The organism is Streptomyces cyaneofuscatus (assembly GCF_000718135.1).
Lineage (GTDB): Bacteria > Actinomycetota > Actinomycetes > Streptomycetales > Streptomycetaceae > Streptomyces > Streptomyces cyaneofuscatus.
Window position 1 is genome coordinate 160,936 of sequence record NZ_JOEM01000015.1, and the last position, 23,539, is coordinate 184,474.

21 protein-coding genes, 5 tRNA genes and 2 pseudogenes are annotated in these 23,539 nt (G+C 70.0%); 11 read left to right on the forward strand and 17 right to left on the reverse strand.

From position 1 onward, the window contains the following. Nucleotides 1-7: 7 nt before the first annotated feature. From IF17_RS0124390 to IF17_RS0124400, 3 genes are read right to left on the reverse strand one after another with little or no spacing between them, the layout of a single operon-like run. On the reverse strand, nucleotides 8-1,183 hold the full coding sequence (locus IF17_RS0124390) for a D-alanine--D-alanine ligase family protein (RefSeq protein WP_030569653.1): 1,176 nt from the start codon (nucleotides 1,181-1,183) through the stop codon (nucleotides 8-10). A gap of 34 nt (nucleotides 1,184-1,217) precedes the next feature. After that, nucleotides 1,218-2,228 carry an NAD(P)H-dependent glycerol-3-phosphate dehydrogenase gene (locus tag IF17_RS0124395; RefSeq protein ID WP_030569656.1) on the reverse strand — a complete coding sequence of 337 codons (1,011 nt, stop codon included), beginning with the start codon at nucleotides 2,226-2,228 and terminating at the stop codon, nucleotides 1,218-1,220. Then, nucleotides 2,225-2,977: a lysophospholipid acyltransferase family protein gene (locus IF17_RS0124400; protein WP_030569659.1), complete on the reverse strand. Its 753-nt coding sequence runs from the start codon at nucleotides 2,975-2,977 to the stop codon at nucleotides 2,225-2,227. Before IF17_RS0124400 ends, IF17_RS0124395 begins: the two co-directional genes overlap by 4 nt. Before the next feature lie 162 nt (nucleotides 2,978-3,139). On the opposite strand from IF17_RS0124400, the gene cofC reads away from it, so the two are divergent. Continuing rightward, nucleotides 3,140-3,823, forward strand: coding sequence for a 2-phospho-L-lactate guanylyltransferase (gene cofC, locus IF17_RS0124405; RefSeq protein WP_030569662.1), 684 nt, complete (start codon nucleotides 3,140-3,142; stop codon nucleotides 3,821-3,823). Between the two features lie 10 nt (nucleotides 3,824-3,833). Continuing rightward, nucleotides 3,834-4,037 (forward strand): hypothetical protein, encoded by a 204-nt coding sequence (locus tag IF17_RS1000000138695; RefSeq protein WP_030569665.1) that lies wholly within the window; start codon nucleotides 3,834-3,836, stop codon nucleotides 4,035-4,037. Between the two features lie 102 nt (nucleotides 4,038-4,139). On the opposite strand, the gene IF17_RS0124415 is transcribed toward IF17_RS1000000138695, so the two are convergent. The 4 genes from IF17_RS0124415 to leuC form a co-directional block, all read right to left on the reverse strand. Further along, entirely contained in the window at nucleotides 4,140-4,802 is a 663-nt protein-coding gene (locus tag IF17_RS0124415; protein ID WP_030569668.1) for an HU family DNA-binding protein, read from the reverse strand. Nucleotides 4,803-4,944: 142 nt separating this feature from the next. Beyond that, nucleotides 4,945-5,172, reverse strand: coding sequence for an SCO5555 family protein (locus IF17_RS0124420; protein ID WP_030569672.1), 228 nt, complete (start codon nucleotides 5,170-5,172; stop codon nucleotides 4,945-4,947). A 104-nt stretch (nucleotides 5,173-5,276) separates the two neighbouring features. Continuing rightward, on the reverse strand, nucleotides 5,277-5,870 hold the full coding sequence (leuD, locus tag IF17_RS0124425) for a 3-isopropylmalate dehydratase small subunit (RefSeq protein WP_030569675.1): 594 nt from the start codon (nucleotides 5,868-5,870) through the stop codon (nucleotides 5,277-5,279). A gap of 2 nt (nucleotides 5,871-5,872) precedes the next feature. Continuing rightward, entirely contained in the window at nucleotides 5,873-7,300 is a 1,428-nt protein-coding gene (leuC, locus tag IF17_RS0124430; RefSeq protein ID WP_030569684.1) for a 3-isopropylmalate dehydratase large subunit, read from the reverse strand. A 173-nt stretch (nucleotides 7,301-7,473) separates the two neighbouring features. Here leuC and ndgR point away from each other — a divergent pair, with 173 nt between their 5' ends. Beyond that, nucleotides 7,474-8,190: an IclR family transcriptional regulator NdgR gene (gene ndgR / locus IF17_RS0124435; protein WP_003966003.1), complete on the forward strand. Its 717-nt coding sequence runs from the start codon at nucleotides 7,474-7,476 to the stop codon at nucleotides 8,188-8,190. 181 nt (nucleotides 8,191-8,371) lie between these two features. On the opposite strand, the gene IF17_RS0124440 is transcribed toward ndgR, so the two are convergent. From IF17_RS0124440 to IF17_RS0124480, 9 genes are all read right to left on the reverse strand, one after another. Next, a tRNA-Glu gene (locus IF17_RS0124440) sits at nucleotides 8,372-8,444 on the reverse strand. A 20-nt stretch (nucleotides 8,445-8,464) separates the two neighbouring features. Continuing rightward, a tRNA-Gln gene (locus tag IF17_RS0124445) sits at nucleotides 8,465-8,536 on the reverse strand. Between the two features lie 12 nt (nucleotides 8,537-8,548). Then, nucleotides 8,549-8,621 (reverse strand) — tRNA-Glu (locus tag IF17_RS0124450). A gap of 60 nt (nucleotides 8,622-8,681) precedes the next feature. After that, a tRNA-Glu gene (locus IF17_RS0124455) sits at nucleotides 8,682-8,754 on the reverse strand. 39 nt (nucleotides 8,755-8,793) lie between these two features. Continuing rightward, nucleotides 8,794-8,865 (reverse strand) — tRNA-Gln (locus IF17_RS0124460). 88 nt (nucleotides 8,866-8,953) lie between these two features. Then, nucleotides 8,954-9,673, reverse strand: a complete 720-nt coding sequence (locus IF17_RS0124465; protein ID WP_030569687.1) for an HAD family hydrolase — start codon at nucleotides 9,671-9,673, stop codon at nucleotides 8,954-8,956. A 100-nt stretch (nucleotides 9,674-9,773) separates the two neighbouring features. Then, the gene (gltX, locus tag IF17_RS0124470) at nucleotides 9,774-11,249 is read right to left on the reverse strand and encodes a glutamate--tRNA ligase (RefSeq protein WP_051884113.1); all 1,476 of its coding nucleotides are present in this window, start codon (nucleotides 11,247-11,249) and stop codon (nucleotides 9,774-9,776) included. Further along, nucleotides 11,242-12,027 carry a fumarylacetoacetate hydrolase family protein gene (locus tag IF17_RS0124475; RefSeq protein ID WP_030569692.1) on the reverse strand — a complete coding sequence of 262 codons (786 nt, stop codon included), beginning with the start codon at nucleotides 12,025-12,027 and terminating at the stop codon, nucleotides 11,242-11,244. The genes gltX and IF17_RS0124475 overlap by 8 nt, the downstream gene beginning before the upstream one ends. A 93-nt stretch (nucleotides 12,028-12,120) precedes the next feature. Beyond that, nucleotides 12,121-12,300 (reverse strand): hypothetical protein, encoded by a 180-nt coding sequence (locus IF17_RS0124480; RefSeq protein WP_030569695.1) that lies wholly within the window; start codon nucleotides 12,298-12,300, stop codon nucleotides 12,121-12,123. Nucleotides 12,301-12,878: 578 nt separating this feature from the next. Between IF17_RS0124480 and IF17_RS0124485 the strand changes: the two genes are divergently transcribed. From IF17_RS0124485 to IF17_RS0124520, 8 genes and pseudogenes are all read left to right on the forward strand, one after another. Further along, nucleotides 12,879-16,637 carry a sensor histidine kinase gene (locus tag IF17_RS0124485; RefSeq protein WP_030569697.1) on the forward strand — a complete coding sequence of 1,253 codons (3,759 nt, stop codon included), beginning with the start codon at nucleotides 12,879-12,881 and terminating at the stop codon, nucleotides 16,635-16,637. Nucleotides 16,638-16,646: 9 nt separating this feature from the next. Beyond that, nucleotides 16,647-17,060 carry a roadblock/LC7 domain-containing protein gene (locus IF17_RS0124490; RefSeq protein ID WP_006127850.1) on the forward strand — a complete coding sequence of 138 codons (414 nt, stop codon included), beginning with the start codon at nucleotides 16,647-16,649 and terminating at the stop codon, nucleotides 17,058-17,060. Between the two features lie 135 nt (nucleotides 17,061-17,195). Beyond that, nucleotides 17,196-17,603: a DUF742 domain-containing protein gene (locus IF17_RS0124495; protein WP_015611637.1), complete on the forward strand. Its 408-nt coding sequence runs from the start codon at nucleotides 17,196-17,198 to the stop codon at nucleotides 17,601-17,603. Continuing rightward, nucleotides 17,584-17,958, forward strand: a pseudogene (locus IF17_RS0124500) (GTP-binding protein); the annotation flags it as partial. The gene IF17_RS0124495 and the pseudogene IF17_RS0124500, both read left to right, overlap by 20 nt. 329 nt (nucleotides 17,959-18,287) lie before the next feature. After that, nucleotides 18,288-21,548: a sensor histidine kinase gene (locus IF17_RS0124505; RefSeq protein ID WP_032772535.1), complete on the forward strand. Its 3,261-nt coding sequence runs from the start codon at nucleotides 18,288-18,290 to the stop codon at nucleotides 21,546-21,548. 10 nt (nucleotides 21,549-21,558) lie between these two features. Next, nucleotides 21,559-21,972, forward strand: coding sequence for a roadblock/LC7 domain-containing protein (locus tag IF17_RS0124510; protein ID WP_006127847.1), 414 nt, complete (start codon nucleotides 21,559-21,561; stop codon nucleotides 21,970-21,972). A 90-nt stretch (nucleotides 21,973-22,062) separates the two neighbouring features. Next, nucleotides 22,063-22,716, forward strand: coding sequence for a DUF742 domain-containing protein (locus tag IF17_RS0124515; protein ID WP_018509672.1), 654 nt, complete (start codon nucleotides 22,063-22,065; stop codon nucleotides 22,714-22,716). Further along, nucleotides 22,697-23,071, forward strand: a pseudogene (locus tag IF17_RS0124520) (GTP-binding protein); the annotation flags it as partial. The gene IF17_RS0124515 and the pseudogene IF17_RS0124520, both read left to right, overlap by 20 nt. Before the next feature lie 98 nt (nucleotides 23,072-23,169). On the opposite strand, the gene IF17_RS1000000138020 reads toward IF17_RS0124520, so the two are convergent. Continuing rightward, entirely contained in the window at nucleotides 23,170-23,373 is a 204-nt protein-coding gene (locus tag IF17_RS1000000138020) for an acyl-CoA carboxylase subunit epsilon (RefSeq protein ID WP_018509673.1), read from the reverse strand. Nucleotides 23,374-23,539 lie beyond the last annotated feature (166 nt).

Consider the following 23,539-nt stretch of genomic DNA (forward strand, 5'->3'; position numbering starts at 1 on the left):
GGGTCTCTCAGCGCAGTCCGGTGGAGCGGGTCAACGCGGCCTGGATCAGCCGGTCGACCAGCTCGGGGTAGCTCACGCCGCTCTCCTGCCACATGCGCGGGTACATGGAGATCGGGGTGAAGCCCGGCAGGGTGTTGATCTCGTTGATGACGAAGGTGCCGTCCTCGGTGAGGAAGAAGTCGGCGCGCACCAGCCCCTCGCAGGAGGTGGCGTCGAAGGCGGCGACGGCGAGCCGCTGGACCTCGGCGGTCTCCTCCGCGGTGAGCGGTGCGGGTACCAGGCCGGCGGCGGAGTCGATGTACTTCGCCTCGAAGTCGTAGAACTCGTGCGCGGTGACCGGGGGGATCTCGGCGGGCACGCTGGCGCGCGGTCCGTCCTCGAACTCCAGCACGCCGCACTCGATCTCGCGGCCGCGCAGCAGGGACTCCACGAGGAACTTGGGGTCGTGGCGCCGGGCCTCCTCGATCGCCGCGTCCAGGCCGGAGAGCTCGTCGACCTTGGTGATGCCCATCGAGGAGCCGCCGCGGGCGGGCTTGATGAAGAGCGGCCAGCCGTGCTCACCGGCGAAGTCCACGATCCGCTTGCGTACGGCGGAGGGGTCGCGGTCCCACTCGCGGGGCCGGACGACCTCGTACGGTCCGACCGGGAGTCCGAAGGAGATGAAGACGCGCTTCATGTACTCCTTGTCCTGGCCGACGGCGGAGGCGAGGACGCCGGCGCCGACGTAGGGCACCCCGGAGAGTTCGAGCAGCCCCTGGAGGGTGCCGTCCTCCCCGTACGGGCCGTGCAGCACGGGGAAGACGACGTCGACCTCGCCGAGCGCCTTGGGCACCGAGCCGGGTTCGGTGTAGACGACCTCGCGGCTGCCCGGGTCCACGGAGAGCACGACGCTGCCCTCGGTGGACTCGGTGAGCCGGTCCACGTCGGGGACCTTGCGGTCGGTGATGGCCATGCGTTCGGGATCGTCCGCGGTGAGCGCCCAGCGGCCGTCCGTCGTGATGCCGATCGGCAGGACGTCGTACTTCGTCCGGTCGATGGCCTTCATGACGGCGCCGGCCGTGACGACCGAGATGCCGTGTTCGGAGCTGCGGCCGCCGAACACGACAGCCACACGCGGCTTGCGGCGCTGCTGCTCAGGGCTCTCGGGGCGCTCAGGGCTCTGGGGGAGGTTCTCGCTGCTCATATCGCGATGAGCGTACCTGCTGGTAAGGGAGGAGTCAGCGTCGCTCGGCCTTGGCGCTCCGCGACATCAGCTCCTTGACGGCGACGACCGGCGACTTGCCCTCGTGGACGATCGAGACGACGGTCTCCGTGATGGGCATGTCGACCCCGTGCCGGCGCGCCAGGTCGAGGACCGATTCGCAGGACTTGACGCCCTCGGCGGTCTGCTTGGTGACGGCGATCGTCTCCTGGAGCGTCATGCCGCGGCCGAGGTTGGTGCCGAAGGTGTGGTTGCGCGAGAGCGGCGAGGAGCAGGTGGCCACCAGGTCGCCCAGGCCCGCGAGTCCGGAGAACGTCAGCGGGTCGGCGCCCATGGCCACGCCCAGCCGGGTGGTCTCGGCGAGGCCGCGGGTGATGAGGGAGCCCTTGGTGTTGTCGCCGAGGCCCATGCCGTCCGCGATGCCGACGGCGAGGCCGATGACGTTCTTCACGGCGCCGCCGAGCTCGCAGCCGACGACATCGGTGTTGGTGTACGGGCGGAAGTACGGGGTGTGGCAGGCGGCCTGGAGGCGCTGGGCCACGGACTCGTCGGCGCAGGCGACGACGGCGGCGGCGGGGCGGCGCTCGGCGATCTCCTTGGCGAGGTTGGGTCCGGAGACGACGGCGATGCGGTCGGCGGTCACCTTGGTGACGTCCGCGATGACCTCGCTCATCAGCTCGGCGGTGCCCAGCTCGACGCCCTTCATCAGGGAGACCAGGACGGTGTCCTGCTCCAGGTGCGGGGCCCAGTCGGCGAGGTTGGCGCGCAGCGTCTGGGAGGGCACGACGAGGAAGGCGAACTCGGCTCCGAGCAGCGCCTCGGCGGGGTCGGTGGTGGCGCGGATCGAGGCGGGGAGCTCGATGCCCGGCAGGTAGTCCGGGTTGGTGTGCGTGGTGTTGACGGTCTCGGCGACCTCGGCGCGGCGCCCCCAGAGGGTGACCTCGCAGCCCGCGTCGGCGAGGATCACGGCGAACGCCGTACCCCATGAGCCGGTTCCGAAGACGGCTGCTTTTACGGGGTGCGTCACGTGGATCCCTTTCCCTGCGCCCTGCGCCGTTGTTCAGCGCGGGCTTTGCGGTGATCGTAGAGCTCGGCGGGGGCCTTCTCCCCGCGGACGTCCTCCAGCTGGCGGGTGATCGCGGCCATGATGACCTCGGTCGCCTGGCGCAGCACCTCGGGCGTCGGCTCGACATCGTAGAAGCGGCTGAGGTCGACGGGCGGGCCTGCCTGGACCTTCAGCGTCTTGCGGGGGAACAGCTGGAGCTTGTTCTCCTTGGCGTACGGCGGCATCGCGAGGTTGGCGCCCCACTGGGCGACCGGGATGACGGGGGCCTTGGTCATCAGGGCGACCCGGGCGGCGCCGGTCTTGCCGGCCATCGGCCACATGTCGGGGTCGCGGGTGAGGGTGCCCTCGGGGTAGAAGGCGACGCACTCGCCGCGCTCGATGGCGTCGACGGCGGCCCGGAAGGCGTCCAGGGCGTTGGTCGTCTCGCGGTAGACGGGGATCTGGCCGGTGCCGCGCAGCATCATCCCGACGAAGGGGGTGCGGAAGAGGCCCGCCTTGGCCAGGAGCCGGGGCACGCGTCCGGTGTTGTACTGGAAGTGGCCGTAGGAGAGCGGGTCCAGATAGGAGTTGTGATTGACGGCGGTGATGAATCCGCCGTCGGCCGGAATGTGTTCCATCCCCCGCCAGTCACGCTTGAACAGAACCACCAATGGCGGCTTGGCGATAACCGCCGCCAGGCGGTACCAGAAGCCGATTCTGCGGCGGGACACTCGGACACCTTCCTCTAAGGACCTCATCGGAACTTTCGACCTGTTGCCGGCTACCGACGGTCAAGTCTCGCCCCAGGCCCCTCCTCTGTCGAGAACACCGTACGCCTCACCCCCGGGCCCGGACCTCCGGGTTGTCGTACCGGCAGGCGAGAATAAGTCCTCATGGTCACGGAGGGGGAGATCGCCACGAACACCGATCCGGCGGGGCTCTGGTCCCTGGTCGTTCCGCTGAAGCCGCTCGCGCGGGCCAAGAGCCGCCTGGGGCGGGCCGCGGGCGAGCTCGCCCGGCCGCGCCTGGCCCTGGCCTTCGCCCAGGACACGGTGGCGGCGGCACTCTCCTGTCCCCGGGTGCGGGATGTGGTGGTCGTCACGGACGACGCGGCGGCCGGGGCGGCCCTTTCGGCGCTCGGCGCCCGGATCGTGCCGGACGTCCCGGCGGCCGGGCTCAACGCCGCGCTGGCGTACGGGGCGCGCTCGGTGCGGGCCCTCGCGCCCGCCGTCCCGGTGGCCGCTCTCAACGCGGATCTGCCGGCCCTGCGCGCCGGAGAATTGGCTCGGGTGCTCGATTTTGCCTCCGCTTTTCCCCGGGCATTTCTCCGGGACGCGGCGGGAATCGGAACGACATTTCTGTCCTGCGCCGGGGGTACGGAATTGCGCCCCGTTTTCGGTGGCCCCTCCGCCGCCCGGCATCTGGCTTCGGGCGCGGTGGAAATAGCGCTGCCCGGGGTCGACTCGGTGCGCCGGGACGTGGATACGGGCGAGGACCTGGAGGTGGCTCTGGCCCTCGGGGCGGGGCCGTACACGGTGCGACTCACGGCCGCGCTCGCGTCGGCGCCGGACCGATAGGCTGCCGCCCATGCAGGCGACCTCGTACACGTACGACCCCGAGACCCGGTCCGGCAGCGTGCTGCTGGACGACGGCACCCCGGTGGAGTTCGACGCCCCGGCCTTCGACGCGGGCGGTCTGCTGCTGCTGCGTCCGGGGCAGCGGGTGCGGGTCGAGGGCGAGGGCGAGGGTGCCGCCCTGCGGATCACGCTGGTGACGCTGCAGACGTTCTAGACCGTACGGGGGGTGAAGTGCCCCCGGACAGCCCGCGGGCCGGGCTCCCCCGGAGGGGAGCCCGGCCCGGCGCGTTTCCTCGAAGCGAGCGGTTACCCGGTCTCACTTCTTGCGTGCGGTGGCCTTCTTGGCCGTGGTGGTGCGCGCCGTGGTCTTCTTCGCGGGCGCCTTCTTCGCCGTGGCCTTCTTGGCGGGCGCGGTCTTCTTGGCGGTCGCGGTGGCCTTCTTCGCCGGGGTCGCCTTCTTCGCGGCCGGCGTGGCCTTCTTCGCCGTGGCGGTCGCCTTCTTGGCGGTGGCCTTCTTGGCGGTGGCGGTGGTCTTCTTCGCCGGTGCCACGGCCTTCGTGGCGGTGGTCTTCCTGGGCGTGGCCTTCTTGGCGGCCGACTTCTTGGCGGCGGCGGCCTTGACCGTCGTACGGGCGGCGGAAGATCCGCCCGAGAGGCTGCCCTTGGGGGCCTTCTTCACGGCCACGTCGTTCTTGGGGAGCTTCTTGGAGCCGCTCACCAGGTCCTTGAACCCCTGACCCGCGCGGAAGCGGGGCACCGAGGTCTTCTTGACCCGGACGCGCTCACCCGTCTGCGGGTTGCGGGCGTACCGGGCGGGGCGGTCGACCTTCTCGAACGAGCCGAAGCCGGTGACCGAGACACGGTCCCCGGCGACAACGGCACGGACGATGGCGTCGAGTACCGCGTCGACCGCGTCTGCGGCCTGCTGGCGGCCGCCGACCTTGTCGGCAATCGCTTCTACGAGCTGCGCCTTGTTCACGTCTTCCCCTTCGGAGACATTGCCGGAACGAAAGTGTTCAGGCTTTTTCGCACGTTAGGCAGATATATACCGCAAATCAAACACGAAACGGGCTAATCACCCTAGTGCCGCAACGAAGTCGACCGATGCGCAGTTCCACGTGTCAGTCACCTTCGGGGAATCGGCCCTCATCGAGGTCCTTCATCAACCGGTCCAGACGCCTTGCCGCGTCCGGGAGATCGTGCTTCGCCGCGGCCGTGACGACCAGCAGCTTCCGGGAGAGCGCCATCCGTACGCCCTCCGGGACTTGCAGTGCACGCACCTTCGCGTGCGCTTCCTTCAATCGGTCGGCGACTTGGCCATAGAGCTTGAGTTGGCTGTCGCGTTCCATGCACCGATTGTGCCATCTGGGGCGAGTTGTCGCCCGAGGGGGGCTCAACAAGCGACTGCGCCCCCTGCCCGGAGGCAGGGGGCGCAGTCATGGAAAAGCGCTGCTCAGGCGTCAATTGTACGCGGTTTGTGGGACGGCCTGGCCGCCTCGTAAGCCGCGATGTCCGCTTCGTTCTGAAGGGTGAGGCTGATGTCGTCGAGGCCGTTGAGCAGTCGCCAGCGGGCGTTCTCGTCCAGCTCGAAGTCGGCGGTGATGCCCTCGGCTCGGACCTGGCGGGTCTCCAGGTCGACGGTGATCTCGGCGGTCGGGTCGGCCTCGGTCAGCTCCCAGAGGGCGTCGACGACCTTCTGCTCCAGGACCACGGTCAGCAGGCCGTTCTTCAGCGAGTTGCCCCGGAAGATGTCGGCGAAGCGGGAGGAGATGACGGTCTTGAAGCCGAAGTTCTGCAGGGCCCAGACCGCGTGTTCGCGGGAGGAGCCCGTACCGAAGTCGGGGCCGGCCACCAGGACCGAGGCACCCTGTCGCTCGGGGCGGTTGAGGACGAAGTCGGCGTCCTTGCGCCAGGCTTCGAAGAGACCGTCCTCGAACCCGTCGCGGGTGACCTTCTTCAGCCAGTGGGCGGGGATGATCTGGTCGGTGTCGACGTTGCTGCGGCGCAGCGGGACGGCCCGGCCGGTGTGGGTGGTGAAGGCTTCCATGGCTATGCGACTCCGGCGGGGGTACGGGTGTCGGACAGGTCGGCGGGCGAGGCCAGATGGCCCAGCACGGCGGTGGCGGCGGCGACCTGGGGCGAGACCAGGTGGGTGCGGCCGCCCTTGCCCTGCCGGCCCTCGAAGTTGCGGTTCGAGGTGGAGGCGGAGCGCTCGCCGGGGGCCAGCTGGTCGGGGTTCATACCGAGGCACATCGAGCAACCCGCGTGCCGCCATTCGGCGCCGGCCCCGGTGAAGACCTTGTCCAGGCCCTCGGAGACGGCCTGGAGGGCGACCCGGACGGAGCCCGGGACGACCAGCATCCGTACGCCGTCGGCGACTTTGCGGCCGTCCAGGATGGCGGCGGCGTTGCGCAGGTCCTCGATGCGGCCGTTGGTGCACGAACCTACGAAGACGGTGTCCACGCTGATGTCGCGCAGCGGCTGCCCGGCGGTCAACCCCATGTACTCCAGGGCCTTTTCGGCGGCGTTTCGCTCCGAGGCGTCCTCGTACGAAGCGGGGTCGGGGACGTTCGCGGAGAGCGGCGCGCCCTGGCCGGGGTTGGTGCCCCAGGTGACGAACGGGGCCAGCTCGGTGGCGTCGATGACGACCTCGGCGTCGAACACCGCGTCGTCGTCCGAGCGCAGCGTCTTCCAGTACGCGACGGCCGCGTCCCACTCCGCGCCCTTGGGGGCGGCGTCGCGGCCCTCCAGATAGGCGAAGGTGGTCTCGTCCGGGGCGATCATGCCCGCGCGGGCACCGGCCTCGATCGACATGTTGCAGATGGTCATCCGGGCCTCCATCGAGAGCTTCTCGATGGCGGAGCCGCGGTATTCGAGGATGTAGCCCTGGCCGCCGCCGGTGCCGATCCGGGTGATGATCGCCAGGATCAGGTCCTTGGCGGTGACGTCCTCGGGCAGTTCGCCGTCGACCGTGATGGCCATGGTCTTGGGGCGGGCCAGCGGCAGCGTCTGGGTGGCCAGGACGTGCTCCACCTGGCTGGTGCCGATGCCGAACGCCAGCGCGCCGAACGCCCCGTGCGTGGAGGTGTGGGAGTCGCCGCAGACCACGGTGGTGCCGGGCTGGGTCAGGCCCAGCTGCGGGCCGACCACGTGCACGACGCCCTGCTCGACGTCGCCCAGCGGGTGCAGCCGTACGCCGAAGTCCGCGCAGTTCTTGCGCAGGGTCTCCAGCTGGGCGCGGGAGACCGGGTCTGCGATCGGCTTGTCGATGTCGAGGGTCGGGGTGTTGTGGTCCTCGGTGGCGATGGTGAGGTCGAGGCGCCGTACCGGACGTCCGGCCTGGCGCAGACCGTCGAAGGCCTGCGGGCTGGTCACCTCGTGCAGCAGGTGCAGATCGATGAAGAGAAGGTCGGGCTCGCCCTCCGCGCGCCGGACGACATGGTCGTCCCAGACCTTTTCCGCGAGTGTCCTACCCATCGCTTTCCCTCCGGCCGGCGTCTTCGCCGGCCCAACTAGAGATTCGGTGCGCCGCCGTCCGGATCCCCTGCGGGGCGGTGGCTGCGGGCCGTTGTGGGGCCGCCCGTACAGGTTCGCAACTTCCGCCGAAAATTGAACTTGCGTTTCACAGAGTGAGACGGGAGTATCGTCGTATGGACAACTCTAGCGGCGTCGGCGTTCTCGACAAGGCAGCTCTGGTATTGAGCGCCCTGGAGTCCGGTCCGGCCACCCTCGCCGGGCTGGTCGCGGCGACCGGGCTCGCACGGCCCACGGCCCATCGACTGGCTGTGGCACTGGAACACCACCGGATGGTGGCGAGGGACATGCAGGGCCGGTTCATCCTCGGCCCCCGGCTGTCGGAACTGGCCGCCGCGGCGGGCGAGGACCGTCTGCTGGCCACGGCCGGACCGGTACTCACCCACCTGCGCGACATCACCGGCGAGAGCGCCCAGCTCTACCGCCGGCAGGGCGACATGCGCATCTGCGTGGCGGCGGCGGAACGGCTGTCCGGACTCCGGGACACGGTGCCGGTCGGCTCCACGCTCACCATGAAGGCCGGCTCATCGGCCCAGATCCTGATGGCCTGGGAGGAGCCGGAGCGCCTGCACCGCGGCCTCCAGGGCGCCCGGTTCACGGCGACGGCGCTCTCCGGCGTACGGCGGCGGGGCTGGGCCCAGTCGATCGGCGAGCGGGAGCCGGGCGTCGCCTCGGTCTCGGCCCCGGTCCGCGGCCCCTCGAACCGCGTGGTCGCCGCCGTCTCGGTCTCCGGACCGATCGAGCGCCTCACCCGCCACCCGGGCCGGATGCACGCCCAGGCCGTCATCGACTCGGCAGCGCGGCTGAGCGAGGCCCTGCGCCGCACGGGCTGACCCCACGCCCGTACGACATCTCTCCCCCTCTTCCGGAAGGCCGCCCCAGCGCCGTGGCGGCCCTTTTCTTTGCCCCGGCCAACACCGTTGTGACGTAGGCGACTTGACCTGGGGCGCCGTGACCCGGACAAGCGAAAAGGCCCTCCACCGAAGTGAAAGGCCTTCCCGTACCGCTCTGTTGTACCCCCGACCGGATTCGAACCGGCGCTACTGCCGTGAGAGGGCAGCGTGCTAGGCCGCTACACAACGGGGGCGTGGTTACTGCTGACTTGCGCTGGGCTACCAGGACTCGAACCTAGAATGACGGTACCAGAAACCGTAGTGTTGCCAATTACACCATAGCCCATGGTGTGACAAGTACCCCCGACCGGATTCGAACCGGCGCTACTGCCGTGAGAGGGCAGCGTGCTAGGCCGCTACACAACGGGGGCCCTAGCGATCCTGCATCAAGAACGTGGGTGCGACCCAGATGTTCTCGCGGGAAGGATCTGTACCCCCGACCGGATTCGAACCGGCGCTACTGCCGTGAGAGGGCAGCGTGCTAGGCCGCTACACAACGGGGGCTTGTCCTGCTGGATACTGCTGGTCTTGCTCGGTACTGCGCTGGGCTACCAGGACTCGAACCTAGAATGACGGTACCAGAAACCGTAGTGTTGCCAATTACACCATAGCCCACTGAAATGCAACCCCTGGTGGGGGCTTCACTTCTGTCTGCGCTTCCCGGCCGGATCTTCCGTCCCGCTCGGGCGGCGCAGAAAGAACATTACCCGAAGGTGTCCGGCGCTCCAAAACGGGTTTGGCCGGACAGCAGGGCGGGGAGCTGGTCCAGCCCGGTGATCGTCACGAGATCCGGCCTCCCGCCCCTCCCCCGCCGGTCGAGCCAGATGCCGGTCAGCCCGGCGGCGACGGCCCCGCTCGCGTCGATGTCCGGCTCGTCGCCCACGTACGCCACCTCGTGCGGGTCCAGGGCGAGCTCCTCGCAGGCCGCGTGGAAGGCTCCGGCCTCCGGTTTGGAGACGCCCAGCTCCACGGCGCAGACCATCGCCTCGAACCGGTCCCGGATGCCGAGCGCGGTGAGCTTGCGGTGCTGGTGCTCGGTGCTGGAGTTGGAGAGGATCGCGTGCCGGTAGTCGGGCACCAGCCGGTCCAGGACCGGCAGCACATCCGGGAAGAGCTGCCAGGACGCCTCGTAGTGGGACAGGTGCCCGGCGAACCACGCGTCGGCCTCGGCGTCCGTGAGCGGCCGCGAGAGGAACTCCCGCACCCGGTCCCGGCGCTGGCCGAGGAAGTCCGTCTCGCCGGCGGCGACACGGGCCCAGTGCCGGACGGTGATCGCCTTCCAGGCGTCGAGGGCCTCGTCGACCGACGCGTACGCCTCGGGCAGTCCCACGCCCTCCAGGTGGAGCCGCATGCCGGTGTGGTCGGCGCCCGCGTAGTCGAAGATCGTGTCGTCGATGTCCCAGAGCACGGCGCGGATCGGCATGTACGCCACGGTAGCCGCCGACGGGCGCCCGCGTCGGGCAAAAGCCGAGGAGGGCCGCAGCCGGTCGGCTGCGGCCCTCCTCGGGGTGTTCCGTGCTTGCTTACGCGGCCAGCTTGGCCAGCGCCGCGTCGATGCGGGCCAGGCTCTTCTCGCGGCCCAGGATCTCCAGGGACTCGAAGAGCGGCAGGCCGATGGTGCGGCCGGTCACGGCGACCCGGACCGGGGCCTGTGCCTTGCCGAGCTTGAGGCCGTGCGCCTCGCCGGCGGTGAGGACGGCGTTCTTGAGCGACTCCGGGTCACTCCAGTCCGCCGCCTCCAGGTTGGCGCGGGCCGTGGTCAGGAGGGCGGCCGGGTCGCCCTTCATCGCCTTGGTCCAGGACGCCTCGTCCTCCACCGGCTCGTCGAGGAAGAGGAAGTCGACGTTGTCGGTGATGTCGGAGAGCACGGTGACCCGGGTCTGGGCGTACGGGGCGATCCGCGTCCACTTCTCCGCGTCGAAGGCCTCCGGGGCCCAGGGCGCGAACGGGGCCTTCAGCCAGGGGCCGCACGCCTCGGTGAAGTCCTTCACATCCAGCATGCGGATGTGCTCGGCGTTGATGTGCTCGGCCTTCTTGAGGTCGAAGCGGGCCGGGTTGGCGTTGACGTCCTCGATGTCGAACGCGGCGATCAGCTCGTCCACCGAGAAGATGTCGCGGTCCTCGGCGATCGACCAGCCGAGCAGGGAGAGGTAGTTCAGCAGGCCCTCGGGGAGGAAGCCGCGCTCCCGGTAGAGGTTGAGGGAGGCCTGCGGGTCGCGCTTGGAGAGCTTCTTGTTGCCCTCGCCCATGACGTACGGCAGGTGGCCGAAGGCGGGGGTGTCCTTGGCGATGCCCAGCTCGATGAGCGCCCGGTACAGGGCGATCTGGCGCGGGGTGGAGGAGAGCAGGTCCTCACCGCGCAGGACGTGGGTGATCTCCATCAGCGCGTCGTCGACCGGGTTGACCAGCGTGTAGAGCGGGGCCCCGTTGGCGCGGACGATGCCGTAGTCCGGGACGTTCTCCGGCTGGACGGTGATGTCGCCGCGGACCAGGTCGGTGAAGGTGATGGCCTCGTCGGGCATCCGGAAGCGGACGATCGAGGTGCGGCCCTCGGCCTCGTACGCCGCCTTCTGCTCGGCGGTGAGGTCGCGGCAGTGGCCGTCGTAGCCGGAGGGCCTGCCTGCGGCGCGGGCGGCGTCGCGGCGGGTGTCCAGCTCCTCGGTGGTGCAGTAGCAGGCGTACGCGTACCCGGCGGCGAGCAGCTTCTCGGCGACGTCCTTGTACAGGTCCATCCGCTGCGACTGGCGGTAGGGCGCGTGCGGGCCGCCGATCTCCGGGCCCTCGTCCCAGTCCAGGCCCAGCCAGCGCATCGAGTCGAGCAGCTGCTGGTAGGACTCCTCGGAGTCGCGCGCGGCGTCGGTGTCCTCGATCCGGAAGACCAGGGTGCCCTGGTGGTGCCGGGCGAAGGCCCAGTTGAACAGGGCCGTGCGGACCAGGCCCACGTGCGGGTTGCCGGTCGGGGAGGGACAGAAACGGACGCGTACAGGTGCGTTAGCCACGCTTGATCACCTTGTTGGTGAGAGTGCCGATGCCTTCGATGGTGACGGCGACCTCGTCGCCGACGTGCAGGGGGCCGACCCCTGCGGGGGTGCCCGTGAGGATGACGTCGCCCGGGAGGAGGGTCATGGCCTCCGTGATGTGGACGATCAGGTCCTCGATGGAGCGGACCATGTCGCTCGTGCGGCCGAGCTGCCGCTGCTCGCCGTTGACCGTCGCCTGGATGGTGAGGTCGTGGGGGTCGAGGTCGGTCTCCACCCAGGGGCCCAGCGGGCAGGAGGTGTCGAAGCCCTTGGCGCGGGCCCACTGCTTCTCGCGTGCCTGCACGTCGCGGGCGGTGACGTCGTTGGCGCAGGTGTAGCCGAGGATGACGTCCTTCACGCGCTCGCGGGGGACCTCGCGGCACATGCGGCCGATGACCACGGCCAGCTCGGCCTCGTGGTGGAGGTCGTTGGAGAAGGAGGGGTACTCGATCGCGTCGCCGGAGCCGATCACCGAGGTGGTGGGCTTGAAGAAGGTGATGGGCGCGTCGGGGACCTCGTGGCCGAGTTCGGCGGCGTGCTCCGCGTAGTTGCGGCCGATGGCCACGACCTTGTTGGGGAGCACGGGGGGCAGCAGCCGGACCTTGTTCAGCGGGACCTTGGTGCCCGAGAGCTCGAAGTCGGCGTACGGGATGCCCTTGATGATGTCGAGGACGAGGTCACCGGATTCCACGGTGCCCTGTCCCTCGACGGCGCCGAAGGCGACATTGCCGTCGATGGAGAACCTGGCGATGCGCACGGGATGCTGTCGCCCCTCACTTGCTGGCTGGCTGAAGACTGACGCTCCAGGCTAACGCGGTGAGGGGGTACAGCCTCGCCCATTACGGGGCCGCTACCGGGCGGCCGCGACCGGGGCTTCCATGAGGATGGTGCGGCGCGGGTTGGCCGTGACGGTGGGCAGGTCGGCGGCGTGCTCCGGCAGGAAGGGCGTCTGCAGCGCTTCGGCGTCCTTGAGGTGCGCCAGCGTGGTGCGCCGGGGGTTGGCAATGTTGCGGATCGTCGTCGTCTTCATCTGCCGTCAGGACCCTGTCGGTAGGGGCGCCGCCTCGGCGGTGCCTGCTTGTCGGATGCGCCATCCCTGTAAAGCGTCAGGCTAAACATCCGATTCCCCGCCGGAGCCGCGATGAGGCGACGATCATCATGTGAGTTTGCTCACGAAGTAATCGACAATTGGCCCATTACGGGCAGGAAGCCGGGGTCCCGAAAACGGACAATACCTTCCTGAATCCATCATTCCGCTCCCGATCATCGCGACTGGGACACCCCCCACCCCTAAGCGACTCATCCCCGATAGTCCGTTTTACCCACGAACACTCTGCACTGCTTGTTACTCGTTCATCACAACGTGTCACGCAGGTCACAGCCCGGTACATGGCCCTTGTTGGAGATCCTGCACTGTGCTGGAATTCCACGCACCGCCGCGGGTTTCAGACCGGCGCACCGGGGCGCAACGCAGCGCCGAGCGGCGGCGGGAGGGGGAAGTACGCCGGTCACTCAACGACCACCATGGGGCGCGTCCAGCGCCCCACGACGCCGACACCGTTCTGTCCTTATCCGGACGGAACGCCTGGTCCAGAGGTTGCGACGCTAGTGCAGGGACGTTTCAAGAGGGATGGCAGCGCTCCGGCGGAACAGGAGCCGCGCGGCGGGACCGACCGCGGTTCCTCGCCCCAGCACGCCCAGAACCCCGGGCCGGCCGCTGCCGGCGACAACGGCGACCGTGCCAAGCCCCCGGGCTCCGCGCCGAGCGGCGGAGCCGAGCCGAGCGCGCCCTCCGCTTCCCGCGGCCCGGTCGACACGGGGTCGCGAATAGCGCTCCGTAACTGGCGCATCAGTACGCGACTGGTCTCCCTCCTCGCCCTCCCCGTGGTCGCAGCGACCAGCCTGGGCGGTCTGAGGATCAACGAGTCCATGACCGACATGCAGCAGCTGGAGCACATGCAGCTGCTGACCCAGATGACCAAGCAGGCGACCTCGCTCGCGCAGGCCCTCCAGGTGGAGCGCGACCAGTCCGCCGGTCCGCTCTCCAACGGCTCCAAGGCGACCGACTACAAGGTCTCCCAGCCCCGGGAGAAGACCGACCGGGCCAAGGACGCGTTCCTGGACGCGACCAACGAGATCGGCGACTTCGAGAACGACGACGCGCTGGAGAGCATCCACGCGAGCGTCGCCCAGATCGCCTCGCAGCTCGGCGACATCCGGTCGATCCGCAAGTCGGCGTACGAGGACGGCGCGCCGTCCCTCAACACCATCGACCAGTACAGCCAGCTGATCACCTCGCTGCTCAGCCTGTCCCAGGACATGGCCCAGGCGACCAGCAACCCGGACATGATCAAGCGGACCCGTGCGCTGGCGGCGTTCTCCTCCGCCAAGGAGTACGCCTCGATCCAGCGCGCGGTCATCGCGGCGGCGCTGCCCGGCGGCTCGGTCAAGGAACCGCACCTCAACGAGAACGACAAGCAGTTCGGCTCCAACGCCCTCGACAAGGAAACCCGCGCGATCAGCTCGTTCAAGTCGATCTACGGGTCGACCGGCGAGAGCGCGGTGGACCTGATGGCGCCGCTGGACAACGGGAACAACCCCGAGATCAACGCGGCGAACATGTACGCCAAGCACATCCTCGACACCCCGAACGGGATCGACGGGGCGAAGGTGCGCTCGTACATGGACTGGTACGACCAGTCGTCCACCAAGATCGACGCGATGAAGACGATCGAGACCACCCTCCTCAGCGACATGGAGGCCAAGGCGCGCGAGCTGCGCGAGGCCTCCCAGCGCGAGGCGATCATCAACGGTGCGGTCATCCTCCTCGTCCTCGGTGTCTCGCTGGTCGGCGCCTTCGTGGTGGCCCGGTCCATGATCCGCTCGCTGCGGCGCCTCCAGGACACCGCCACCCGCGTCGCCCAGGACCGGCTGCCCGAGCTCGTCAAGCAGCTCTCCGAGACCGACCCGCAGGACGTCGACACCTCCGTCGAGTCGGTCGGTGTGCACTCCCGGGACGAGATCGGCCAGGTGGCCGCGGCCTTCGACGACGTGCACCGCGAGGCCGTCCGCCTCGCCGCCGAGCAGGCCCTTCTGCGAGGCAACGTCAACGCGATGTTCACCAACCTCTCGCGGCGTTCGCAGGGCCTCATCCAGCGCCAGCTCTCGCTCATCTCCGAGCTGGAGTCGCGCGAGGCAGACCCGGACCAGCTCTCCTCGCTCTTCAAGCTCGACCACCTCGCGACCCGTATGCGCCGTAACGGTGAGAACCTCCTCGTCCTCGCGGGTGAGGAGCCGGGCCGCCGGTGGACCCGCCCCGTCCCGCTGGTCGACGTGCTCCGTGCCGCCGCCTCCGAGGTGGAGCAGTACGAGCGCATCGAACTCTCCGCGGTGCCCGCCACCGAGGTCGCCGGCCGCGTCGTCAACGACCTCGTGCACCTCCTCGCCGAGCTGCTGGAGAACGCCACGTCGTTCTCCTCGCCGCAGACGAAGGTCCGGGTCACCGGTCACGCGCTGCCCGACGGCCGGGTGCTCGTCGAGATCCACGACACCGGTATCGGCCTCTCCCCCGAGGACCTCGCCGCGATCAACGAGCGGCTCGCGCAGCCGCCCACCGTGGACGTCTCGGTCTCCCGCCGCATGGGTCTGTTCGTGGTCGGCCGGCTGTCGCTGCGTCACGGCATCCGTATCCAGCTGCGCCCCTCCGACTCCGGCGGCACGACCGCGCTGGTCATGCTGCCCGTCGATGTCGCCCACGGCGGCAAGCAGCCCCCGTCCAAGCAGGGCCAGGGCCAGCAGCCCGGCGGCGCCCCCGGCGGCCTGCTCGCCGGCAACGGCAACGGTGCGGGCGCCGGCCAGCGTCCCGGGATCGGCGGCGGACCCGGCGGACCGGGTGCCAAGAGCCTCGGCTCGGGACCCGGCGGCCAGCGCGGCCAGGTCGGTGCGGGCTCCGGTCCGCGTGCCGCCCTCCCCGCGCGGGACAACGCCCCCGGTGGCCGCCCGCAGGGCCAGCAGAACGGCCCTCAGGGCAACGGCCCGCAGAACCCCGGCAACCCGAACCAGCCCTTCCCGGGCCAGGAGCCGCAGCGCCAGGGCGGTGGCGGCCTCTCCGGCGCCTTCGGCAACGGCGCCCGGCTCGGCGCGCGCGGTCAGGGCGATGCTCCCGGCCGTACGGAGCCGGGTCAGCCCAACCTGTTCGGTCACGGCGCTCCGGCCTCCCCCGGCCAGAACGGCCGCTCGAACGCCTTCGCCCCGCAGAACCAGCAGGGCCAGCCGGGTCAGCAGGGTCCGGGCCAGCAGCAGGGCCAGCCCGGTCAGCAGCAGGGCCGGAACCAGCCGCAGCCCGCGCAGGCCCGGCACGAGCAGAACGGCCCCGGCCAGGGCGGCTTCCAGCAGCCCGGCGGCCCCGGCCGTCAGCTGCCGCCGACCGGCGGCCCCCGGGCCGAGCTGCCCGGTGGCAACCCGCAGCAGCGCCCCCAGGCCGCCAACTGGGGCGCCGACGCCCCGCGCGGCCACGAGGAGCACGACGCGACCGGGCAGTTCGCCCGGCCGGCGGGCCCCGGCCAGGACCAGGCGTTCAACGCCCCGCTGAACCAGGACCCGGGCGCGACCTCGCAGTTCGCCCGGCCGGACTTCAACGCGCCGCTCCAGCAGAACCAGCATCAGGGCCAGTCCTACGGCCAGCAGGCCCAGGACCCGGCGTCCACCGCGCAGTTCGCGCGGCCCGACTTCAACGCGCCGCCCCAGCAGAACCAGGGCCAGCAGCTGCCCGCGCCGCGTCAGCGCGGCCCGGAGGGCAACGGCTTCGGCGCCCCGCGTCCGTCGGCGTCCCCCGCGGGCGAGGCCCCGTACCGCCCGGCGCTCCCCCAGCAGCCGGAGGCCCTGCCGCCGGCCGGTCCCGGGGACGGCCGTACGCCGCTGTACGACACCCTGGAGACCAACTGGTTCCACGGTCCCGGCCAGGGCGGCCAGCAGGGCGCCGAGCCGCAGGCTCCGGCCGCTCCCGAGCCCACCGGCGTACCCGTTCCGCCCATGCCGCAGCGTGGTGCGGCCGAGGCTCCGGTCACCAGCTCGTGGCGCGCCTCGCCCAACGACGAACTCGTACGCCAGGCCGAGCGGGTCAAGAAGCCGGCCGCCGGCGGGGTCACCACTTCCGGGCTGCCCCGCCGTGTTCCCCGCGCCAATTTGGTTCCGGGGACCGCTCAGCAGCAGAATCACCAGTCCGGACCTCAGGTTTCGCGTGCGCCCGATGACGTACGCGGTCGTCTGACCAATCTCCGCCGGGGCATCCAGCAGGGACGGCAGGCCAACAACGGCCCGTCGACCGGCAGTATCCATCTCGGCCCCACTCACCAGCAGGAGCGTTAGTTGAGCCCCATGAGTCAGGCCGCGCAGAATCTGAACTGGCTGATCACCAACTTCGTGGACAACACCCCAGGGGTGTCCCACACGGTGGTGGTCTCCGCGGATGGCCTGCTGCTGGCGATGTCCGAAGGTTTCCCGCGCGACCGCGCCGACCAGCTGGCGGCCGTGGCCTCCGGGCTGACGTCGCTGACCGCAGGCGCCTCGCGGATCTTCGAGGGCGGCGCCGTCAGCCAGACCGTTGTGGAGATGGAGCGAGGATTCCTCTTCCTCATGTCCATCTCCGACGGGTCCTCACTCGCCGTTCTCGCCCACCCGGACGCCGACATCGGTCTGGTCGGTTACGAGATGGCCCTCCTGGTCGACCGTGCGGGCACCGTCCTCACGCCCGACCTCCGCGCCGAGCTCCAGGGCAGTCTGCTCCATTAGGCGGCCGTCCTGCGGATTCACGACACGATCCCCCCAGGTAATGCCCACAACCCTCACCCGTCAGGCCGCCTTAGTCCCCTCACCGGCCCCTTGCAGACGGCAAGCCGAGAACCTGCTGTCACGCCCGGAGGATTCATGACCCCGCCACCCGCCTCACCCGATCCGTACGGCGCACTGCACCACGCGTCGTACGACGAGGGAGGCGACCAGCCGCTGGTTCGTCCTTACGCCATGACCGGTGGCCGGACCCGGCCGCGTTACCAGCTCGCGATAGAGGCACTGGTCAGCACCACCGCGGACCCGGCGCATCTGGGGACGCTGCTCCCCGAGCACCAGCGGATCTGCCACCTGTGCCGCGAGGTCAAGTCGGTGGCCGAGGTCTCCGCGCTGCTGTCGATGCCGCTCGGCGTCGCCCGCATCCTCGTGGCGGACCTGGCGGAAGCCGGCATGGTGGCCATCCACCAGCCGGGCAATGGAGAGGCCGGCGGCGCGCCGGATGTGACACTGCTCGAAAGGGTGCTCAGTGGACTTCGCAAGCTCTAGCGGCGGTACGGCCCGCGCCACTACCTCCGCGAAGATCGTGGTGGCGGGCGGTTTCGGCGTGGGCAAGACCACGTTCGTCGGTGCGGTGTCGGAGATCAACCCGCTGCGCACCGAGGCCGTCATGACGTCCGCGTCCGCGGGCATCGACGACCTGACCCACACCGGGGACAAGACGACGACCACCGTCGCCATGGACTTCGGCCGCATCACGCTCGACCAGGACCTGATCCTGTACCTCTTCGGTACGCCCGGTCAGGACCGTTTCTGGTTCATGTGGGACGACCTGGTCCGCGGCGCCATCGGCGCCGTCGTCCTCGTCGACACCCGCCGCCTCGCCGACTGCTTCCCCGCCATACGGAAGTTGTTGTAGTCACGCGGGGGCGGCCTGTGTCGTTTGACACGATCCGCCCCCGCGTTCATAACATTTCGACAGAGAATTGGCCTCGCGCCACCACCCGACGCATCCACGTGGTGCCACTGCGCTCACATGAGCCCCGCCTTTTGACGGGGCTCGCTCTTTATGCCCGTTTTATCTGAGGCGTGGACCACTCGGAATGATCGATTCCGAGTGTTTGGAGGGGGGCCCGTACCCGTGCTGCAATTCGTCGAACTCCCGAGTAGTTACGGCCCTGAACGAATAATCCGGCACAACGTAGGTGCCGGCGCCGAGAGGTTGTTGGTCGAGTGAGGCGAAGCAACGAGGGCTCCGCGGTGCAGCCCGAGCGGGGCAACTTCACCCCGCCGTCGCACGCTGCGGCGCCCCCTGCACAGGCGCCCGAGCCGGAGCCGGCCGGTGGCAGCACCAGCCGGTTCTCCCCGCGCAACTGGCGGGTGGCCACCCGGCTGAACGCGATCCTCCTGATCCCGGTCATCATCGGCCTGATCATGGGCGGCTTCCAGGTGAAGGGGTCCATCGACACCTGGAGCGAGGCCCAGGACGCCGAGAAGATCGCGCGCGTCGTCCGCGCGGCCTCGGAGTACGGGCAGGCCCTGCTCAACGAGCGCGACCTGACCGCCCAGCCGCTGCTCTCCGGCGACCGGGAGGCCGACGTCGTCGAGCAGTCCCGGGCCACCACGGACGAGGCGCGTACGGCCTTCGACGCCGCGGTGAAGGACATGCCCGCCAAGCCGGGCCTGGAGCGCCGCCTGAAGCTCTTCAAGGTCGACGAGCCCAAGCTGCCCGAGCTCCGCAAGGCCGCCTACTCGCAGGCGCTCGACCCGGTGAAGACCGAAGAGGGCTACACCCAGGTCCAGCACTCGCTGATGCAGTTCGCCAACGAGCTGGGCCTCGGTACCGGCAACGTCACCAGCTACGGCCGTACCGTCTACGCGATCGAGCTGTCCAAGGCTGCAGAATCGCTTCAGCGCTCGATCGGCATGCACCTGCTGGTGCGCCCGAGCAAGAAGCCCGCCGTCTACAACGACCAGGTCAAGGCCTTCGGCTCGTACAACTACCTGGAGCAGATCGCCCTCGCCGAGTTCAACGCCGGTGGCACCCAGGCAGACGTCGACCGCCTCAAGCAGGTCATGGCGGGCAAGGCCGCCGAGGGCGCCAGGCAGCTCAAGGCCGCTCGCGAGCAGGCCGATGCCGCCGGTCAGCCCTTCGTGGCGCCGCCGAGCATCGACGGCTCGGTCTTCGACGGCATGGTGCAGGAGATCGGCAAGGGCCAGGAACCCGAGGAGCTGGCGAAGAAGGGCATCACGCCCGAGACCTGGATGGCCGCCGCCACCGCCAAGTTCGAGGGATACGCGACGGTCGAGAAGGAACTCGTCGACAAGGCGGTGGACGAGGCCGCGAGGATCTCCTCCGACGCCAAGTCCGACGCGATCGTCAACGGCCTCATCGTCGTCATCGCGCTCCTGGCGGCCTTCATCCTGGCCGGGCTCATGGCCCGCCAGATGAGCCGCGCGATGCGCCAGCTGCGTACCGCCGCCTTCTCCATCGCCGAGCAGCGGCTGCCCTCCCTCGTCGACCAGCTCTCCCGCACCGACCCGGGCCGGGTCGACACCCGGGTGCAGCCCATCCCGATCACCACGCAGGACGAGATCGGCGAGGTCGCCCGCGCCTTCGACCAGGTGCACCGCGAGGCCGTCCGGCTCGCCGCCGAGCAGGCCATGCTGCGGGGCAACGTCAACGCGATCTTCACCAACCTCTCGCGCCGCAACCAGTCGCTCATCGAGGGCCAGCTGACCCTCATCACCGACCTGGAGAACAACGAGGCGGACCCGGACCAGCTGGAGAGCCTCTTCAAGCTGGACCACCTGGCCACCCGTATGCGGCGCAACGGCGAGAACCTGCTCGTCCTCTCCGGCGAGGAGCCCGGCCGCCGCTGGGACCAGCCGGTGCCGCTGGTCGACGTCCTGCGGGCCGCCTCCTCCGAGGTGGAGTCGTACGAGCGCATCGAGCTGTCCGGCGTCCCGGAGGCCGAGATCCACGGCCGGGCCGTCACCGACCTCGTGCACCTGCTGGCCGAGCTGCTGGAGAACGCCACCACGTTCTCCTCGCCGCAGACCAAGGTCAGGGTCACCGCGACCCGGCTGCCCGACGGCCGCGTCATGGTCGAGATCCACGACAAGGGCATCGGCCTCACCGCCGAGGACTTCGCCGACATCAACCACAAGCTGGCCAACCCGCCGACGGTGGACGCCGCGGTCTCGCAGCGCATGGGCCTGTTCGTGGTCGGCCGGCTCGCCGACCGGCACGGCATCCGGGTCCAGCTGCGCCCCTCGGGCGAGCAGGCCGGGACGACGTCGCTGGTCATGCTCCCGGACGCCATCACCCACGGTGGCGGTGGCGAATCCCTGCCCGGACAGGACGACTTCACCGTCTCCTCGATCATCCCCGAGCAGCAGAGCGCCTTCGAGCCGGCCCCGCAGCACGGCCAGATGCGTACGGCGGCGGAGCTCGGCTTCGACGACTCGCGCTACGAGGTCCAGGCGGACCCGGTCCAGCTGGACCCGGTCAACCGTTCGCTGATGCGTGAGGAGCGCCGGGCGGCGCTGGAGGCCCAGACCGGCTCCGGCTCCCCGTTCCCGGACGGCTCCCAGGAGCAGCAGGGCTACGGCCAGGAGGGCTACGCGCAGGACCAGTACGCCGGGCAGGACGCGTACAACGGTCAGCAGGATTACGGGCAGGAGCCCTACGGCCAGGACCAGTACGCCCAGGACCCCGCCCAGCAGGCGCAGCAGGACCCGTACGCCGGCTCCTACGAGCAGCAGGGCTACGGCACCGGGAACGGCTACCCGCAGCAGCAGGAGCAGAACGGATCCCAGGGACAGCCGCAGCAGGGCTACGCGGAGGCGGCATATGCCGCTCCGGAGAACCCGCAGGACCCGTACGCCGCCGACCGGTACGCTGCCCCGACCGACCAGTCCCACCAGGACGACTGGCCTGTTCAGAGCGGTTCGCAGAACACTTTTGAGCCGGTTCGGCAGGCTGAGGCGGAATCTGTTCCGAGCGTTCCCGCACCGTCGCAGGAGCGCGTAGGCTTCGAACGTCCGGGGTCCACCCCGAACGTCGGCCACGAGCTGACCGAAGCCGGTCTGCCTCGCCGCGGCGGTGCGCAGCACTGGCAGCCGAGCGGCCGCGGCAACGACCAGCCCGCTCCGGCCCCGCAGCGGCAGCCGCAGCAGCAGGAGCGGCAGGCCCCGCAGACGGACGGGGAAGGCACCGACGACTGGCGCTCGACGAATGACGAGCGCTGGGAGCGGGCCGAGAAGCTCCGTGAGCCGAAGGCGGGCGGAATCACCCCCTCCGGTCTCCCCCGGCGCGTACCCAAGGCCAACCTGGTCGAGGGCACGGCGGAGCAGACCCAGCAGGGCGGCCCACAGGTCTCCCGCGCACCCGAGGACGTCCGCGGCAGGTTGAGCAAGCTGCGGCGCGGTGTCCAGCGGGGACGCAACGCGGGGTCGGACACCAGTACCACCTACAACCAGGAGCGTTAGTGTGAGCCCGATGAGCCAGGCGGCGCAGAATCTCAACTGGTTGATCACCAACTTCGTGGACAACACCCCCGGGGTGTCGCACACGGTGGTGGTCTCCGCCGACGGACTCCTGCTGGCCATGTCCGAAGGATTCCCGCGCGACCGCGCCGACCAGCTGGCGGCCGTCGCCTCCGGTCTGACGTCGCTGACCGCGGGCGCCTCGCGGATCTTCGAGGGCGGGGCGGTGAACCAGACCGTTGTGGAGATGGAGCGGGGATTCCTCTTCATCATGTCCATCTCGGACGGTTCGTCACTCGCCGTTCTCGCCCACCCGGACGCCGACATCGGTCTGGTCGGGTACGAAATGGCACTTCTGGTCGACCGCGCGGGCAGTGTTCTGACCCCGGATCTCCGCGCCGAACTTCAGGGAAGTCTTCTTAACTAGTAGACAGACAGTGCGTTTCTCGCCACCGCGCCATAAGGTGCGGTGGCGCGGCCCCACTGGGATCGGCGACCGGCAGTCGGAGGAGGAAACGTGGCAGCACCCACAGGCGGACACCCCTACGAGGGTGAACAGAGGGTTCCGGGTGAGCACGGTGACAACCGTTTCGGCTACCCCGCAGCATCCGGCGGCCAGGCCCCGGGGAACGCATATCAGCCATACCAGCAGCCGCAGCAGCAGCACGGCGCCCATGGTGCGCAGGGGTCCGAGTGGCCCCAGCAGCAGCCGGGTTCGCCTTGGCCGCAGCAGCAGCAGCAGCCCCAGCAGCGGTACGACGCGCCGCAGCAGCAGCGTATCCAGCCGGTGCAGCAGCGGCGGGCCCCCGAGCCCGCCAAGCCGGCGGCGCACAACCCGCTGGTCCGTCCGTACGCCATGACCGGCGGCCGGACCCGGCCGCGTTACCAGCTCGCCATCGAGGCGCTGGTCAGCACGACGGCCGATCCGTCCCGGCTGCAAGGGCAGTTGCCCGAGCACCAGCGGATCTGCCGGCTCTGCATCGAGATCAAGTCGGTCGCCGAGGTTTCGGCCCTTCTCTCGATCCCCCTCGGCGTTGCCCGGATCCTCGTCGCCGACCTGGCCGAGGCCGGACTCGTCGCTATCCATCAGCCCGGCGGCGACGAGGCCGCCGGCGGCCAGCCAGATGTGACACTGCTCGAAAGGGTGCTCAGTGGACTTCGCAAGCTCTAGCGGCGGAGCGGCCCGCTCCACTACCTCGGCGAAGATCGTGGTGGCAGGGGGCTTCGGCGTGGGTAAGACCACGTTTGTCGGTGCCGTTTCGGAGATCAATCCGCTGCGCACCGAAGCCGTGATGACGTCCGCGTCCGCGGGCATCGACGATCTGACCCACACCGGGGACAAGACCACCACGACGGTGGCCATGGACTTCGGACGTATCACCCTGGACCAGGACCTGATCCTGTACCTGTTCGGTACGCCGGGCCAGGACCGTTTCTGGTTCATGTGGGACGACCTGGTCCGCGGCGCCATCGGCGCCGTCGTCCTCGTCGACACCCGCCGCCTCGCCGACTGCTTCCCCGCCGTACGAGAAGGGCCCCGCACTCCTCATGGAGTGCGGGGCCCTTCTCGTGACGCTGTGCGGCGCGCGGGGTCAGCCCTGCGCGACGCCGTACGCGGCCGGTGTCAGCCCTGCCAGCTGTGCGGCGCGCGGAAGCCCGGCGTGCGCTCCAGGCGGCGCCAGCCGGCCGTGTCGCGGCCGCGGTGGGCGGGGGCGGACGGCTGGGCGGCGGCGCGGGCCATCAGGACGGCGGTGATGGCCGCCAGCTCCTCGGGGGCCGCGTGGCCCTTCTCGACGCGCAGGACGGACTCGGCGGAAGTGAGGCTCATGGGGTGTCTCCGTCTTCTCGGCAGGGTGTCGTGGACCGTGCGGCGGATCGCGCCGCTGCGGCAGTGACTACTGCGGGGGGTTGCCGTGCTTGCGGGACGGCAGGTCGGCGTGCTTGTTGCGGAGCATGGCGAGCGAGGCGATGAGCACCTCGCGGGTCTCGGCGGG